The following is a 16,052-nucleotide window of genomic DNA, read 5'->3' on the forward strand; positions in this document are numbered from 1 at the left end:
TGACGTTGTCCCGGGTGATGCCCTCCTGCGCGGGCACCGGCATCGTCACGATCTGCATGTTGACCTTGCGGAGCTTGTCCACGAACGGGACGACCGTGGTGAAGCCCGGCCCCCGCACCTCGCCGACCGCCCGCCCGAGCCGGAAGACGACCCCGCGCTCGTACTGCTTGACGACCCGGGCCGCCGCAGCGACGTAGACCACGCACGCGGAACCGGCCGCCGCGCCCGCCACCAGCAGTTCCTGGAGCATCCTGACCCCCTAGCGGAGAGGCCTTTTGTCTGCTCCTGCAAGGGTATGCCCGGTGCCCGCCCCGGGGCCACGATCCCCGGAGCGGGCACCGGCACCGCTACTTCACCGCCGTGACCTCCGGCGGTGTCGTCATCGCCGGTGTCATCTTCACCGGCTCGGTGCCGGCCGCGCTGTGCCGGCCGGCCCAGTTCTCCAGGGCCGTACGGCAGGCGTGGTCCAGGTGGTGCAGGCCGGAGAGGTGGAGTTCCACCGGCCGGTCCTGGGGGAGTGCCTCCAGGCTGTCGAGGATCTTCGGCAGCCGAAGGAAGGTCGCGTTGCCCGAGAGGTAGGCCTGCACCGGGCCCGCGCCCTTGTCGACGACCTCCAGCTTGATGTGCGAGGCCTCCCACGCCGTCTTGCCGATGGCCAGCGCGAGCCCGATGAGCACGCCCTCGAACATGCTGACCGCGACGATCGACACCGCCGTGACGACCAGGATCAGCGCCTCGCCCCGGTGCTCGCGCCACAGCGACACGATCGACCGGACGGAGATCAGCTTGGCGCCGGCGTGCATCAGGATGCCCGCCAGGGCCGGGATCGGGATGTAGGCGAGGACGTCCGGCAGCAGGGCCGCGAACAGCAGCAGCCAGACACCGTGCATCACCCGGGACGCCTTCGTCCGGGCGCCCGCCTGCACGTTCGCCGCGCTGCGCACGATCACGGCGGTCATCGGCAGCGCGCCGAGCAGTCCGCAGATCGCGTTGCCAGTGCCCTGGGCGACCAGTTCCTTGTCGTACTCGGTGCGCGGCCCGGAGTGCAGCCGGTCCACCGCCGCCGCGCTGAACAGCGACTCCGCCGACGCGATCAGCGTGAACGCGACCACCGTGCCGAGCAGTCCGATCTGCGCCAGCTCACCGAACGCGCTCAGCGGCGGCGGCTGGATCGAGCCGAGCAGCCCCTGCACCTCGACGGTCGCCACCGGCAGCCCGAGGACGAGCGCGGCGAGCGTCGCCAGTCCCACGGCGGCCAGCGGGCCCGGCACCGTACGGACCCTGGCCGGCAGCCGCTTCCACAGCACGAGGACGGCGATGGTCGCGGCACCGAGCGCGAGCGAGGTCAGCGCCTTCGTGTTCCCGGCGGCGTCCACGAGCGCGCCGGGCAGCTCGACTATCTTGTCGACCCCCGAGGCGGGGGCCTTCGCCCCCGCGACCGAGTACAACTGCCCGGCGATCAGCACCAGTCCGATACCGGCGAGCATGCCCTCGACGACCGAGACCGAGATGGCCCGGAAGTAGCGCCCCAACTTCAGGACGCCCATGAGGACTTGGAGGACACCGGTGGCGAGCACGATGACCCCGAGGGCGGGCAGTCCGTACTCCCGCACCGCCTCGAAGACCAGCACGGTCAGACCGGCGGCGGGCCCGGACACCTGGAGGCTGCTGCCCCGCATGAGTCCGGTGACGATCCCGCCCACGATGCCGGTGACCAGGCCGAGTTCGGCCGGTACACCGGAGGCGACGGCCACGCCTACGCAGAGCGGGAGCGCGACCAGGAACACGACGAGGGAGGCGGCGAAGTCCTGCCTCAGACAAGGGAACTTGGTCATCATCGGCGCGCTCACAGGGCCTTGAAGGCGTCGGCGGCCGGGTCGTGCACCTGGACCGCGCCGGTGTGCACCTCGTAGAACCAGGCGTGCAGGGCGAGTTGACGGTCCTTCAGCTTCTTCTCGATGTACGGGTACGAGCGCAGCCTCAGCAGCTGGGTGAGGACATGGCTCTGGACGCCTTCGGACACGGCCGGGTCCTCGACCGCTCCCTGCGGCTTGGGGGTGGCCCGGGTGAGCCAGTCGCGCACGGCGGGCACGGCGTCCAGGTCGTCGCCGCGCACCAGGGCGCCGACCGCGCCGCAGTGCGAGTGGCCGCAGACCACGACGTCGGAGACGCCGAGGACCTCCACGGCGTACTCGATGGTGCACGCCTCGCTCGTGGGGTGCTCGGAGGCGTAGGGCGGGACGATGTTGCCCGCGGTGCGCAGTTCGAAGAGCTGGCCGGGGCGGGCGCCGGTGATCAGGGCCGGTACGACCCTGGAGTCGGAGCAGGTGATGAACAGCACCTGCGGGGACTGGCCTTCGGCGAGTTTGGCGAACTCCTCAGGGCGTTGTCCGAACGTACGGGCGTTGTCGATGAGGGGCTGCATGGCGTGAGTACTCCTCCTGGCGCGCCCTCTGGGCGCGTCGGGCTTGCATGACAGTGTGCGTGGGGGAAGTGACTGCCTGCTCGGCTCTCAGCAGCGGAAGACCTGAAGTGCCGCCGGAGAGTGCGCTGTCGAGGATCTCGCTGTGCGGTGGTGCGCCGCGCCGGGCGCCGGCCGGGTGCCTACGGCCGCCGGATCCTCTTCCAGCAGGGGGCGTTCGGGCGTCTCGGGTCCGCAGTCGACGGTGCGGAAACGGTCGCGCAGCCGCATCGGGGCGGTGGGGGTCCCGGCGGCGCCGCAGTCTCGGAACGTGATCGTCTCGGCGCGCGGGGCCTTGCCGATGGCCTTGGGCGCGGGCTGTGCTTTGGCCTCGGCATGACGCACTGTGTGCGCGGATGCGAAGGAAGTGGTGGGCGCGAAGAACTGGAGCGCGAGCAGGACGGCGGTCAGCAGGGTTACGACGGTTCTGGCCGTCCTACCTCGGAACATGCGCCCCCCTTCGGCCCGTTCGTGTTTCTCGTGCAGACCAAGGCCTGGTCAATGGCTGGTCAAGTGACACGGTATCCCGGCGAAGTTGTTTGCAGGGTTAACGGAACGTTTCCGAACCAAGAGAGCGTGAAAAGAGCGCCTGGGCTGGCGTGAACTAGGCGGTTTCGACGAGGCCCTTGGCGTCCCGGGCCAGCGCGGTGAGGCGCGAGATCGCGCGGAAGTACTTCTTGCGGTAGCCGCCGTTCAGCATCTCCTCGCTGAACAGCCGGTCGAAGGGCAGACCCGAGGCCAGGACGGGCACTTCACGGTCGTAGAGCCGGTCGGCCAGGACGACGAGCCGCAGGGCGGTCGACTGGTCGGGTATCGGCTGGACGTCGGTGAGGCAGACCGCCGTGAGTCCGTCGGTCAGGGCGCCGTAGCGGCTGGGGTGGACCTTGGCGAGGTGGGCGAGCAGGTGCGGGAAGTCGTCCAGGGAGGCGCCCTCGGTCGCGTACGCCGCCTTCGTGACCTGCTCGTCGGTGAACGGCGCCGGGGCCTGCGGCAGGCCGCGGTGGCGGTAGTCGTCGCCGTCGATGCGCAGCGAGCGGAAGTGCGCGGACAGGCCCTGGATCTCGCGCAGGAAGTCGACGGACGCGAACCGGCCCTCGCCGAGCTTGCCTGGCAGGGTGTTGGAGGTGGCGGCGAGCGCCACGCCCGCGTCGACCAGCTTGCCCAGCAGGGTCGACACCAGGACGGTGTCGCCCGGGTCGTCCAGCTCGAACTCGTCGATGCACAGCAGGCGGTGGCCCGACAGCGTCTGGACGGTCTGCTGGAAGCCGAGCGCGCCCACCAGGTTCGTCAGTTCGACGAAGGTGCCGAAGGCCTTGAGCGCGGGCTCGGCCGGGGTCGCGTGCCACAGGGAGGCCAGCAGGTGGGTCTTGCCGACGCCGTAGCCGCCGTCCAGGTAGACGCCCCGGGGGCCCGCCGGGGTCCTGGTCTTGGGCGCCCTGCCGAGGCCCAGGAAGCCGCGTCGGCCGCTGCCTGCCGCGTGCGCCCCGCCGAGGCCGGCGGCGAAGCTCTCCAGAACGCCGACCGCCTCGGTCTGGCTGGGCTGGTTCGGGTCCGGGAGGTAGGTGGCGAAGCGCACCGAGTCGAAGCGCGGCGGCGGCACCATCTCGGCGACCAGCCGGTCCGCGGGGACGTACGGCTCGCGGGCGCACAGGGACAGCGGGGCCGCGTCTGCTATCGGGCTGATCCCGGAGGCGGCGGAGGAGGACGACACGGTTCACCACTCTAAAGGCCGTGCCACACTGCACGACATGCGACGCCTGTTCCCTGTGACCGACGAAACAGCAGCCCAGGCCTCGGACGGGGCCCCCGATACGGGTGGGACGGACCGGGAGTGGGGGCTCGCGGAACTCGCGAAGGCGTACGCCTATCCCGCCGCCGACGGGCCCTGGCTGCGCGCCAACATGGTGTCCACGCTCGACGGGGCCGGTCAGCACGAGGGCCGCTCGCAGCCCATCTCCGGGCCCGCCGACATGCGGATCTTCGGCACCCTGCGGGCGCTGGCGGACGTCGTGGTGGTCGGCGCGGAAACGGTACGCCAGGAGGGTTACCGGCCCGCACGCGCGCGTGCCGAGTTCGCCGGGGCGCGGGCGGCGGCCGGGCAGGGGCCCGCCCCGGTGATCGCGGTCGTCACCGCGAGCCTCGACCTGGACTTCTCGCTTCCGCTTTTCGTCTCGCCCCTGGTGCCGACGCTCGTCCTGACGGGCGCGGAGGCGGCCCCGGAGCGGATCGAAGCGGCGCGGAAGGCGGGCGCCCGGGTGGTGGTCGCCGGTGACGGCGCGGGCGTGGACCCCGCACGGGCCGTACGGGCGCTGGCCGAGCTGGGGCACACCCGGCTGCTGACCGAGGGCGGGCCGCGGCTGCTCGGGCAGTTCGTGGCCGCCGGGGTGCTCGACGAGCTGTGTCTGGCCCTGTCGCCGATGCTCGTGGCGGGGGAGGCGCAGCGGATCGCCGGAGGGCCGTCGGTTAGGGTTCCTCAGCGCTTCGAACTGGTGTCCCTCCTGGAAGAGGCCGGGTTCCTGTTCGGTCGCTACCGCCGGACCTGAAAACGGGGCGGAATGATCCGTTCCGTTTGTCTTTCGGCGGGCACACTAAATCCGGCAGTACCCGTGCGATCACGGGGCAGGATGGTTTCCGCAGGGCCTGGACGGCCCACGGAGGAGAGAGGGCCCACGGGTCCTCGAAGGAGAAGGGGCGCCTGGTGTTCACAAGCGTACTGATGATCGAGAAGGCCCTTACGTCCGCCGACGTGGAGTTCGTCACCACCTTGCACGGTGACGAGACCGTCTCCTTCCACGTGCTGCTCCAGCCCCGCGGCGACCAGGCGGACCGCCTGCTGCGGGCCATCGACGACGTCGCCCTCGGCGAACTCGACGAGGCGGCGCACGAGCGCAGGACCCCCGAGGGCAAGGACGCGGCGGAACTCGGCGCGCAGGCCCTGTCGGTGTCCCTGGACGCCCTGCGCGCCGCCGGCAGCGCGGCCGAGGGCCGGCTCATCGAGGACCACCCGCTGGACGCCCTCAAGTCCCTGGTGGACGAGATCGGCGCCGACGAGGTCATCGTGCTGACCGACCCCCACTACGTGGAGGAGTTCTTCCACCGCGACTGGGCCTCGCGGGCCCGTCACAAGGTCGGCGTACCGGTGCTGAAGCTGTTCTCGCACAGCAAGGAGTAGCGGGCGGAGAGCGGCGGCGGACGGGTGTCCGTGATTGTCGGTGGCACCGAATAGGCTGGCCGCCGAACGTCCGCCGTATCCGTACGGAACCAGCACGCACAGGGAGACACACATGGCACCCGGCCTTCCCACCGCCATGGACCGACCGCACTTCATCGGCATCGGCGGGGCCGGGATGTCGGGGATCGCCAAGATCCTCGCGCAGCGCGGGGCCGAGGTCGCGGGCAGCGACGCCAAGGACTCCGCGACCGCCGACGCGCTGCGCGCCCTGGGAGCCACCGTCCACATCGGACACGCGGCGCGGCACCTCGCCGACGACGCCACCTGCGTGGTCGTGTCGTCGGCGATCCGCCAGGACAACCCCGAGCTGGCCCGCGCGGCCGAGCTGGGCATCCCGGTCGTCCACCGCTCGGACGCCCTGGCCCGTCTGATGGACGGTCTGCGCCCCATCGCCGTGGCCGGCACGCACGGCAAGACGACCACCACGTCCATGCTCGCGGTGTCCCTGTCCGAGCTGGGCCTGACGCCCTCGTACGCGATCGGCGGCGACCTGGACGCCCCGGGTTCGAACGCGCTGCACGGCGACGGCGAGATCTTCGTCGCCGAGGCCGACGAATCCGACCGCAGCTTCCACAAGTACGCCCCCGAGGTCGCGATCGTCCTCAACGTGGAGCTCGACCACCACGCCAACTACGCGTCCATGGAAGAGATCTACGACTCCTTCCAGACCTTCGCCGACCGGATCGTGCCCGGCGGCACGCTGGTGGTCTCGGCGGACCACGAGGGCGCGCGCGAGCTGACCCGCCGGGTGTCCGGCGCGGTGCGGACGGTGACGTACGGCGAGGCGCGGGACGCCGACGTGCGCATCCTCTCCGTGGTCGCGCAGGGCCTGAAGAGCGAGGTGACCGTCCTCCTGGACGGCACGGAACTCACCTTCACCGTCTCGGTCCCCGGCCGCCACTACGCGAGCAACGCGGTCGCGGCCCTCGCCGCGGGCGTCGCGCTCGGCATCCCGGCCGTCGAACTGGCGCCCGCGCTCGCCGCCTACACGGGCGTGAAGCGGCGCCTCCAGCTCAAGGGCGAGGCGGCCGGCGTCCAGGTGATCGACTCCTACGCCCACCACCCCACCGAGATGACCGCCGACCTGGAGGCCATGCGCGCGGCGGCCTCCTCCGCGCGGCTGCTGGTCGTCTTCCAGCCCCACCTGTTCTCCCGCACCCAGGAGCTCGGCAAGGAGATGGGCCAGGCCCTGGCCCTCGCGGACGCCTCGCTGGTCCTGGACATCTACCCGGCCCGCGAGGACCCGATCCCGGGCGTCACCAGCGAGCTGATCATCGAGGCCGCGCGCGTGGCGGGCGCCGACGTGACCCCGGTCCACGACCCGGCGGACGTCCCCGAGGCCGTCGCGGGAATGGCGAAGCCCGGTGATCTGGTTCTCACCATGGGAGCGGGCGATGTGACAGACCTCGGCCCGCGGATCCTGGACCGTCTCGCGAAGTAAGGGGCTGAGCTGCATGTCGTACGACGTCGAAAAGCCGGACGAGGAATGGCGCGCGGAGCTGAACCCGGCCGAGTACGCGGTGCTGCGGCAGGCGGGCACCGAGCCGGCCTTCGTCGGTGAGTACACCGACACCAAGACGAAGGGCGTCTACTCCTGTCGCGCCTGTGGCGCCGAACTCTTCACCTCGAACGAGAAGTTCGAGTCGCACTGCGGCTGGCCGAGCTTCTACGACCCGAAGGACACCGACGCGGTCGAACTGCTCCAGGACCGCTCGCACGGCATGGTCCGCACCGAGGTGCGCTGCGCCCGCTGCGGATCGCACCTCGGTCACGTGTTCGAGGGTGAGGGGTATGCCACGCCGACCGACCAGCGGTACTGCATCAACAGCATCTCGCTGCGGCTGACGCCCGACGAGAGCTGAAGGCACCGTCGAGTCCCGGCCGACACCGCACCCCGGACGGCCCGCGCGCCGAGGCCGGGCAGGGGCTCACGCCGGGACGGTGAGCCGGACGTCGAGGACCGGGATGTCGACATGGCCCTCGGCGTCGGTGTGCCAGCGCCAGTGCGCGCCGTCCGCCTCGCCGCACACCAGGCCGGTCCAGCCCGCGCCGCCCGGCCCGCACAGGGCGGCCAGCTCGGCGGCCTCCCGCTCGCCCGGCGCGCCGGCCATCACGACCAGTCCCCGCACCGGCCGCCGTACGGCACCGGCACGCACCGTCGTGTGCTCCGCGCCGGGGGCCACCGGCGCGGGCGCCTCGACCCGGGGCAGCTGCCGCAGCGGGGCCGGGACGGCGAGCGGCGGCGCGCCGTCCGCCCCGCGCAGCACGGTCACCGGAGTGTCCGGCCGGGTGCGCGCGATCTCCGCCAGCAGATTCCGTACGACGTCCCGTGCCACGGCCTTGTCACCGGCCACGCTCAGGACACCGTCCAGGCGGCTCAGGTCCACGAACACGGGCTCGTCCTCGGCGTCCGTGCCCGCCCGGACCAGACAGGGCTCGGCGATCGAGGACTGCGCGGACTGTGAGGGCTGCGTGTAGGGCGAAGGCTGCGCGGGCTGCGAAGGCTGCGCGTACTGCGGGGTGGTGCCGGTGGCCTCGCCCGGGTTCAGCCAGCCGGGGGCGGTCGCGGGGCGGCGCCAGCGCGTGCTGTCGATGTTCGTCCACGGCGCGTCGGCCGAGTCGGAGGCGGTGAGCCACACCGTCACACCGGAGGCGTCGACGCGCAGCGCGTGCACCCCTCGCTCCGGTCGCCGTCCGCCGGGTCCGAACTCGCCCAGGACGCCGTAGGCACGTCGTACCGACTCCGCGTCGGTCGCGAACCGGCGGCCCGTCGCCCGGCGTGCCGTCAGCCGGCGGCGGCGCCGTATCGGCTCGCCCAGCCTGCGGACGGCGCGCGCCACGACGGCGTACGCGGCGCGGACCTTCCGCCTGCCGACGATGCCCGCGGTGATCAGCGCGAGCAGGATCGCGCCGAGCAGCGCGACGGCGGCGGCCAGCGGGAAGGTGAAGGCCGCGGACCGCCCGGTGCCCGGCGCGGACGACGGTCCCGAACTCGGCGCTGCGGAAGCGGAGTTCTGGCTCCCGGTGTCCCGGGCCAGCTGGACGTCGGGCCCCGAGGCGTCCTGCGGAAGACGCAGGATCCAGCCCGGGTGCAGCGGGTCGTCCGCGCTGTTCAGCGCCCCGCCGTCCTTCTGCGCCTGCCCCTGGTTGAGGCCGAGGATCTCACCGGCCCGCGACGCGTCGCCCAGCGTGGCCGCGGCGATCGACCGGAGGGTGGCGGGCTGCCCGCCGCTCCGCGCCGGGTCCGGGACCACGAACACCTTGACCAGGTCGTCGTCGGCGGGCGCCGCGCTCGCGGCGGCGGCACCGCCGAGTGCCATGAGCGCCACGATTGCCACGAGCGCCGTGAGCGCCGTGAGCGCCGTGAGGCACGCGGCCAGCGGCGCCGCCCGCAGCGCCGTCAGGGCGGGCCGGAGCGTCCGTGGCGGGCGGTGCGCCCCGCCGCCGGTCGCCGGCCTGTGCTCGGGACTGCCGCCCGTGCCGTTGCTCATCGTGTCCACCCATGCCCTCCGGAGGTTCCCTTGCACGGGCTACACGGCGCGGCCCGGGGAGAACGTTCGAAGCGAAGTCGCCCGAATCCCCCGGGACTTGGCGCGGATGTGCGACGCGAACCCGGGTGAACGTTTCCGGACGCCGGTCCCGTGTACCTGGCGACCACACGTCACAGGCAGCGCACCGGGGGATCGCGATGGCACGTCGGCACTCCAGGCCGGAGGACTTCCAGCTCGTCGGCATGGACTCGGACCCGACACCTGGCGACCCCGACCTGATCCAGGGCGTGATGCAGCGCTACCGCGACATCGGCGACGCCGCGGAGAAGGCGCTGAACGTCCTGAAGCGGGACGGTTCGATCTCGCAGGGCCGCGGTTCGGCGATGGACGCGCTGAAGAACAAGATCGGCGACGACCTCCCGGCCAAACTCACCAGGACCGCCACCTCCTACCACGACGCCGCCCAGGCCTACAGCGACTACATGCCGCGGCTGCGCGAGGCCCAGGACACCTTCGACCGGGCCGTGGACCAGGCACGGGCCGCCGCACCGCAGGCGAACCAGCCGCCCAGGGAACTCGGCGCCGATCCCACCGACGCGGAGAAGTCGGCGGCGCGCGGCACCCAGGACGCCATCGACGCCGGAAAGGCTCAACTGAGCGCCGCCAGAAGCCTCGCCGAACAGGCCAGGGCGATGCGGGAGAGCGCGCAGCGGCAGGTTGAACAAGTGCTGGACCAGGCGGCGCAGGAGGCGATTCCGGAGCGGAACGTCTTCCAGAAGATCGCCGACTTCTTCAAGGACTTCCCGTTCGTCCAGATCCTGATCGCCGCGCTCATCGCCGTCGTGGCGGTGTTCGTCCCGGTGGCCGCCGCGCTGCTCGGCGGGGCGCTGTTCGTGTTCAACCAAGTCGTCGCCAGTCAGACCGGCGGGGTCAAAGCCGGCGACTTCATTCTCGGGCTGATCGGGATCGTCCCCGGCGGCGCCCTGCTGAAGCTCGGCGGCAAGGCCGTCCAGGCGATCGCCCCGGCCGCCGTGGCCGCCGTGAAGGGCTCCGGGTTCATCACCAGGGCCACCGGGACGATCACCAAGATCGGCGAGTCCCTCACCCACAGCCGGATCGTCGGCGGTGTCCTCGCCAACCCGATCGGCAAGGTGGCCACGGACGTCACCGGCAAGTTCCTGGCCAACTCGGCGCTGGAAGCGGCCGGGAAGGCGGCCAACGGCGACCAGATCACCCCCGCGGGCGTCTTCGCCGGAGCCGCCGCCGGGGCCGTGGCCGGTATCGCCTTCAAGGGCGGCGTCGGCGCGATCGGCAAGCGGCGCGGCAACCCCGAGGTGGAGGAGGGCAAGGGCGGCCGGTTCGGCGACACGACGGAACCCGTCGCCGCGGACACCAGGGGCAAGCGCGCCTCCGACCAGCTCGGCAACTTCGTCGAGGAGGGCGCGACCCTCGGCACGAAGATCGGCGTCGGCGTCGCCCAGGGCGGCAAACCGAACGAGGTGGCGGCCGGCGAGATCGCCAACTCCGCGTCCAAGCTGGGCGTGGGACCGGTCGGCAAGGCGGGCCTGGGCCGCACGATCGACGGCCTCACCGACAAGATCCCGGTCAAGGGCAGCCCCAGACCCGCGCCCGCTCCGCCGGACGCCCCCGTCGCCCCGGCCGCCCCACCGCCCCCCGCGCCGCCGCGGCCCCCGGTTCCCACGCGTCCGGTGCCGCCGATTCCGGTGGATCCCGCGCACGCGCCCCTGCCGGATCCGTCCACCCGGCCGGCCCCGACGCGTCCGGTGCCCCCGGTCCCCGCGGACCCCGCCCACGGGCCGACACCGCCGTCGCCCACCACCCAGGACGGCGGCGGCAGCGGACGGCCCGCCGTACCGCCGATCGACACCACCGGCGCGCAGCCGCACACCGGTTCCGACCCCGCGTCACCCTCCGACGGCTTCACCACCGCGCCGACCAGCCCCACGTCGTCCGACGGCTTCACCACCGCACCGACGAGCCCCACGGACGGCCCCGCCAACGGCAACGGCAACAGCTAGCCGTTCGCCACCCCGTACCTCCGCCCCGCAGGGGCGGACCGCACCGCCGACAACCAGCAAGGAGTACTCCCATGCCCAACTACGCCGTCAACTCCGACACCACGTCGTCCACTTCGCAGGCGCTCCTCAACGACTTCTCCCAGCTCCAGGACAAGCTCAACGAGGTCAAGGGCAAGATCTCCAGCCTGCTCGCCGACGGCTACAGCACACCGGCCGCGCAGCAGAAGTTCTCCCCGTTCTTCGACGAGTTCGCCAAGGGCTTCGACCAGGTCAACCAGGGTCTCCAGGGCATCGGCCAGTACGTGAAGGCGGTCGGCGAGGCCTTCGACCAGACCGACAACCAGCTCGGCTCCAACCTCGGCTGACCCACCGGCCGGGTCCGCCGCCACGGCGGACGGTGCCGTACCTCCACACCAGAAGGATGATGAGCAGTGCGATTGACCGTCAGCGTTCGTGATCCGCAGGTCGAGGGGGTGTCCACCACCGTCGCCGTGGAGACCGAACCCTCCGCGCGGGCGGGCCGGTTGGCAGCCGAGCTGGCACGCGCGGTCGGGTACGCGGGGGCGGCGGCGGGGGAGCCGCCCCTCTACATCGGCCCGACGCCCGTCGAACCGCACACCACCCTCCAGGCGGCCGGGGTGCGCGACGGCATGGACCTCGGACTCGGCGCCCCCCTGCCCCGGGAGCCCGAGCCCGAGGGCCGCACCGAGGTCCGGGTGGTCTCCGGACCGGGCGCCGGTACGGTCTTCCGGCTCGTCCCCGGCGACTACGACATCGGCAGTGGCCCGCTCTGCCGGATCCGCCTCGCCGAGGGCACACCCGCCCTCGCCGCCCGGGTCCGGGCCCGCCTCGACGGCGGCGCCCAACTGGTGCTGACGGACGGCGCGTTGCTCGACGGCAAACCGGCACCGGCACCCTCCCCGTGGCGGGAGGGCAGCCAACTCGCGGTCGGCGACATCCTGTTGGAGCTGACCTCGCAGCACACCGCCCGCGCTCCACTGACCCCGGCGCAGGACGGCCTCGGCCTGGAGTTCAACCGGCCGCCGCGCTTCCTGCCCCCCGCCGCGGGCGCCAAGTTCCGACTCCCGACCCCGCCGGTCAAGCCCGACAAGCGGCCCATTCCGCTGCTGCCGATCCTGCTGGTGCCCGCGGCCAGTGCCGTCATCGCCATCTTCGTCACTCACCGCTGGACCTTCGTCTTCCTCGCGCTGCTCTCCCCGGTCGCCGCCCTCATCACCCAGTTCGGCGGACGCAAGCAGGCGATGCTCAAGTACCTTGAGAAGAAAGAGGAGTACGAGCAGACGCTGGCCCGGGTGCGCGCCGACGTCGACGCCGCCGTACTCGGCGAACAGCACAACCTCCGCCTCTCGCTGCCCGATCCGGCCACGCTGCTCCAGCTCGCGGTACAGCCCTCGGAGCGGCTGTGGGAACGCCGTTGGCAGGACCCCGACTTCCTCTCCGTCCGGGTCGGCACCGCCGACCTGCCCTCCTCCAGCAGCGTCGACGACCCGGACCAGGACGAGCACCGCCGCTCCACCGTGCCGACGCTCAACCAGGTGCCCGTCAGCGTGGCGCTGCGCCGGGTCGGCGTCGCGGGTGTCGCCGGACCGGGCGCGACCCGGCTGGCCGGCTGGCTCGCCGCGCAGGCCGCCGCCCTGCACAGCCCCACCGATCTGCGGCTCGTCGTCCTCGCCGGACCGGACGGCGAACGCGACTGGTCCTGGATCCGCTGGCTGCCGCACACCCAGGCACAGGGCGAGGACGCCTACGCCCTGATCGGCTCCACCGCCGAGTCCCTGGCCCGGCGCATCGGCGAACTCGGCCAGCTCGTCGCCTCCCGCGTCGCGGCCGGACCCGACGTCACCCGGGGCGGCGCCAACGGCTACCCCGACATCCTCGTCGTCCTCGAACAGGCCCGCCGCGCCCGCTCGTTGCCCGGCGTGATCGCCCTCCTGCGCGACGGCCCGTCCGTCGGCGTGCACACCATCTGCATCGACCGCGAGGAGCGGCTGCTGCCCGAGGAGTGCGGCGCCGTCGTCGTCACCGAGGCGGGCGCCACCACCTCCCGGGTGCGCACCGGCTCCGGCGCCGCGCTGGAGCACGTCCGCAGCGATTCGCCCGAGCCCGACTGGTACGAGCACCTCGCCCGCGCCCTGGCCCCGCTGCGCGGCGTCGGCGACAGCGACGAGAGCGCGCTGCCCGGCGCCGTACGCCTGTTGGACCTGCTGGGCATCGAACCGCCCACCGCCGAGGCCGTGGTGGCGGGCTGGTCGCTGGGCGGTCGCAGCACCCGGGCCGTCCTCGGCATCGGCTACGACGGCGAGTTCGCCGTCGACCTGGTGCGCGACGGGCCGCACGCGCTGATCGCGGGCACCACCGGGTCCGGCAAGTCCGAGCTGCTCCAGACCCTGGTCGCGACCCTCGCGGTGGTCAACCGGCCCGACGAGATGACCTTCGTGCTGGTCGACTACAAGGGCGGCAGCGCCTTCGCCGAGTGCGCCGACCTGCCGCACACCGTCGGCCTGGTCACCGACCTCGACACCCGGCTCGTGGAACGGGCGCTGGTCTCCCTCGGCGCCGAACTGCGGCGCAGGGAGACCCAGTTGGCGCAGGCCGGCGCCAAGGACATCGACGACTACCTCGACCGGCGCTCGCGCGGCGGCGACGTACTGCCCCCGCTGCCCCGACTCCTCCTGGTCGTGGACGAGTTCGCGTCCATGGTGCGCGAACTGCCCGACTTCATCACGGGGTTGGTCAACATCGCCCAGCGCGGCCGGTCCCTCGGCATCCACATGGTGCTCGCCACCCAGCGCCCCGGCGGCGCCGTCACCCCGGACATCCGCGCCAACACCAATCTGCGGATCGCGCTGCGCACCACCGACACCACCGAGAGCCGCGACATCATCGACGCGCCCGACTCCGGCGACATCTCCCCGGCCAACCCCGGCCGCGCCTACGCCCGGCTCGGCCCGTCCGCCCTGCTGCCCTTCCAGTCCGGCCGGGTCGGCGGTCGCAGGCCCGGCGGCCGGCCCGCCGAGGGAACCGAGATCGCCGTCCACGCCGAACCGGTGACCTGGCAGAACCTCGGTGGCCCGCTGCCGGGTCCACGCTCCCGGGGCGGTTCCACGGCCGCGCGGACCGAGGCCGTCACCGACCTCGCCGTCCTCACCGGGGCCATCGCCGAGGCGGCCCGGCTCGCCGACGTACCGCGGCAGCCGAGCCCCTGGCTGCCGCCGCTGCCCGCCGTGCTCCTCTGGACGGCACCGCCCCCGCCCAAGCCCACCGCCGAACGCGAGGCGGCCCTGCCCGCCGTCGAGTACGGGATGGTCGACCTGCCCGCCCGGCAGACCCGCACCGCCCTGGTCCTCGACCTCGACCGCTCCGGCCATCTGCACATCGTCGGCTCGCCCCGCAGCGGACGCTCCCAGACCCTGCGCACCCTGGCCGCCGTCCTCGGCCAGGCCCACGGCGCCGACGACGTCCACCTCTACGGCATCGACTGCGGCAACGGCGCCCTCAACGCCCTGACCGCGCTGCCGCACTGCGGCGCCGTCGTCGACCGCAACCAGATCGAGCGCCTCGGCCGGCTCCTCGACCGGCTCGGCGCCGAACTCACCGCGCGCCAGGGCGTCCTGGGGGCCCGGGGCACCGCCGACCTCGCCGAACTGCGCGGGTCCCAGCCCCCGGAGGAACGCCTCGCCCACATCGTGCTGATGGTCGACCGCTTCGAGGTCTTCGAGCGCGAGTTCGCCACCTACGACAACGGCAGCTACATGGAACGCATGATCCGCCTGCTGCGCGACGGCGCGGGCGTCGGCATCCATGTCGTGCTCGCCGGTGACCGGGTGCTCGGCAGCGGCCGGTTCTCCGGCACCACCGAGGACAAGATCGTCCTCAGGCTCAACGACCGCCAGGACTACTCCGGTGTCGGCATCCCCACCAAGTCCGCGCCGACCGACCCGGCACCCGGGCGCGGCATCCGCGTCCAGGACCTGAGCGAGGTGCAACTCGCCGTACTGGACGAGGACTTGTCCGGCACCGCCCAGGCCGACGTCCTGCTCCGGCTGGGCCGGGAACTGACCGCGCGCGAGGCCGCCGTCCCCGCCGCGCGCCGCCCGATCCGCCTCGATGTGCTCCCCGACCGGATCGGCTACGAGGAGGCCCTCGCCCTGCACACCCGGGGCGGGCCGATGCGCCCGCTGGTCGCCGTGGGCGGCGACGTCCTCACCTCGCTCGGCCCCGACCTCACGGACGTACCGACCTTCGTGATCGCCGGACCGCCGCGCACCGGACGCAGCACCGCCCTGCTCGTCGCCGCGGAGTCGCTGCTCGCGGCCGGCGCCGGCCTCGTCGTGCTGGCGCCCCGGCGCTCGCCGCTGCGGCGACTGGGCGGCCGGCCCGGCGTGGCCGCCCTCATCACCGACGCCGAGGTGACGGTCGACGAGTTCCGGCAGACCCTGGGCAGTGTGCCCGAGGACTACGGCGTGATCGTCGTCGACGACGCCGAACTGTTCATGGGCGCCGAGATCGACTCCGACCTCGCGCTGCTCGCCCGCGGCGGCGCGGGCACCGGCTGGGGCGTCCTCGCGGCCGGCAACGCGGAGTCCCTGGCGCTGAGCCTGGCCGGCTGGATGGGCCAGGTGAAGCGCAACCGCACCGGCATGCTGCTCTCCCCGCAGGGCCTGAGCGACGGCGAGGTCATCGGTGTGAAGCTCACCCGGGGCGTCGTGGGCCAGGCCCCACAGCCGGGCCGCGGCCTGCTGCACCTGGGCGACGGCACACTGCGCGTGGTCCAGGTGCCGCTGCTGGAAGCGGACACGGACTAGGGC

At 73.0% G+C, this 16,052-nt stretch carries 13 protein-coding genes; 7 read left to right on the forward strand and 6 right to left on the reverse strand.

Annotated elements, in window-relative coordinates:
• The 5 genes from ACIQPR_RS13435 to zapE form a co-directional block, all read right to left on the reverse strand.
• A partial coding sequence (locus ACIQPR_RS13435; protein WP_403646502.1) for an SPFH domain-containing protein occupies window positions 1–250 on the reverse strand: 250 nt, incomplete at its 3' end.
• 97 nt (window positions 251–347) lie between these two features.
• Entirely contained in the window at window positions 348–1,838 is a 1,491-nt protein-coding gene (locus ACIQPR_RS13440; protein WP_403646504.1) for a SulP family inorganic anion transporter, read from the reverse strand.
• An 8-nt stretch (window positions 1,839–1,846) separates the two neighbouring features.
• Window positions 1,847–2,425, reverse strand: a complete 579-nt coding sequence (locus ACIQPR_RS13445) for a carbonic anhydrase (RefSeq protein ID WP_403646507.1) — start codon at window positions 2,423–2,425, stop codon at window positions 1,847–1,849.
• 87 nt (window positions 2,426–2,512) lie between these two features.
• Window positions 2,513–2,911 carry a hypothetical protein gene (locus ACIQPR_RS13450; protein WP_403646510.1) on the reverse strand — a complete coding sequence of 133 codons (399 nt, stop codon included), beginning with the start codon at window positions 2,909–2,911 and terminating at the stop codon, window positions 2,513–2,515.
• 154 nt (window positions 2,912–3,065) lie between these two features.
• Window positions 3,066–4,172 carry a cell division protein ZapE gene (zapE, locus tag ACIQPR_RS13455; RefSeq protein ID WP_403646513.1) on the reverse strand — a complete coding sequence of 369 codons (1,107 nt, stop codon included), beginning with the start codon at window positions 4,170–4,172 and terminating at the stop codon, window positions 3,066–3,068.
• A gap of 37 nt (window positions 4,173–4,209) precedes the next feature.
• On the opposite strand from zapE, the gene ACIQPR_RS13460 reads away from it, so the two are divergent.
• The 4 genes from ACIQPR_RS13460 to msrB all read left to right on the forward strand — a co-directional run bounded on the left by ACIQPR_RS13460 (window position 4,210) and on the right by msrB (window position 7,555).
• Window positions 4,210–5,004: a pyrimidine reductase family protein gene (locus ACIQPR_RS13460; RefSeq protein WP_403646516.1), complete on the forward strand. Its 795-nt coding sequence runs from the start codon at window positions 4,210–4,212 to the stop codon at window positions 5,002–5,004.
• 155 nt (window positions 5,005–5,159) lie between these two features.
• The gene (locus tag ACIQPR_RS13465; RefSeq protein WP_403646519.1) at window positions 5,160–5,633 is read left to right on the forward strand and encodes an indole-3-glycerol phosphate synthase; all 474 of its coding nucleotides are present in this window, start codon (window positions 5,160–5,162) and stop codon (window positions 5,631–5,633) included.
• A gap of 112 nt (window positions 5,634–5,745) precedes the next feature.
• Complete coding sequence (gene murC, locus ACIQPR_RS13470) at window positions 5,746–7,134, forward strand: UDP-N-acetylmuramate--L-alanine ligase (RefSeq protein WP_403646521.1); 1,389 nt, start codon at window positions 5,746–5,748, stop codon at window positions 7,132–7,134.
• Window positions 7,135–7,147: 13 nt separating this feature from the next.
• Window positions 7,148–7,555, forward strand: a complete 408-nt coding sequence (gene msrB / locus ACIQPR_RS13475) for a peptide-methionine (R)-S-oxide reductase MsrB (protein ID WP_403646523.1) — start codon at window positions 7,148–7,150, stop codon at window positions 7,553–7,555.
• Window positions 7,556–7,621: 66 nt separating this feature from the next.
• On the opposite strand, the gene ACIQPR_RS13480 is transcribed toward msrB, so the two are convergent.
• Window positions 7,622–9,184, reverse strand: coding sequence for a hypothetical protein (locus ACIQPR_RS13480; protein ID WP_403646525.1), 1,563 nt, complete (start codon window positions 9,182–9,184; stop codon window positions 7,622–7,624).
• A 197-nt stretch (window positions 9,185–9,381) separates the two neighbouring features.
• Here ACIQPR_RS13480 and ACIQPR_RS13485 point away from each other — a divergent pair, with 197 nt between their 5' ends.
• The 3 genes from ACIQPR_RS13485 (at window position 9,382) to ACIQPR_RS13495 (ending at window position 16,049) form a co-directional block, all read left to right on the forward strand.
• A complete protein-coding gene (locus ACIQPR_RS13485; RefSeq protein ID WP_403646528.1) occupies window positions 9,382–11,223 on the forward strand; it encodes a putative T7SS-secreted protein in 1,842 nt (613 codons plus the stop codon).
• 71 nt (window positions 11,224–11,294) lie between these two features.
• Window positions 11,295–11,588 carry a WXG100 family type VII secretion target gene (locus ACIQPR_RS13490; protein ID WP_403646530.1) on the forward strand — a complete coding sequence of 98 codons (294 nt, stop codon included), beginning with the start codon at window positions 11,295–11,297 and terminating at the stop codon, window positions 11,586–11,588.
• 72 nt (window positions 11,589–11,660) lie between these two features.
• On the forward strand, window positions 11,661–16,049 hold the full coding sequence (locus ACIQPR_RS13495) for an FtsK/SpoIIIE domain-containing protein (RefSeq protein WP_403646533.1): 4,389 nt from the start codon (window positions 11,661–11,663) through the stop codon (window positions 16,047–16,049).
• Window positions 16,050–16,052 lie beyond the last annotated feature (3 nt).

Origin of the sequence: Streptomyces sp. NPDC091280 (assembly GCF_044768565.1) — a bacterium.
GTDB lineage: Bacteria > Actinomycetota > Actinomycetes > Streptomycetales > Streptomycetaceae > Streptomyces.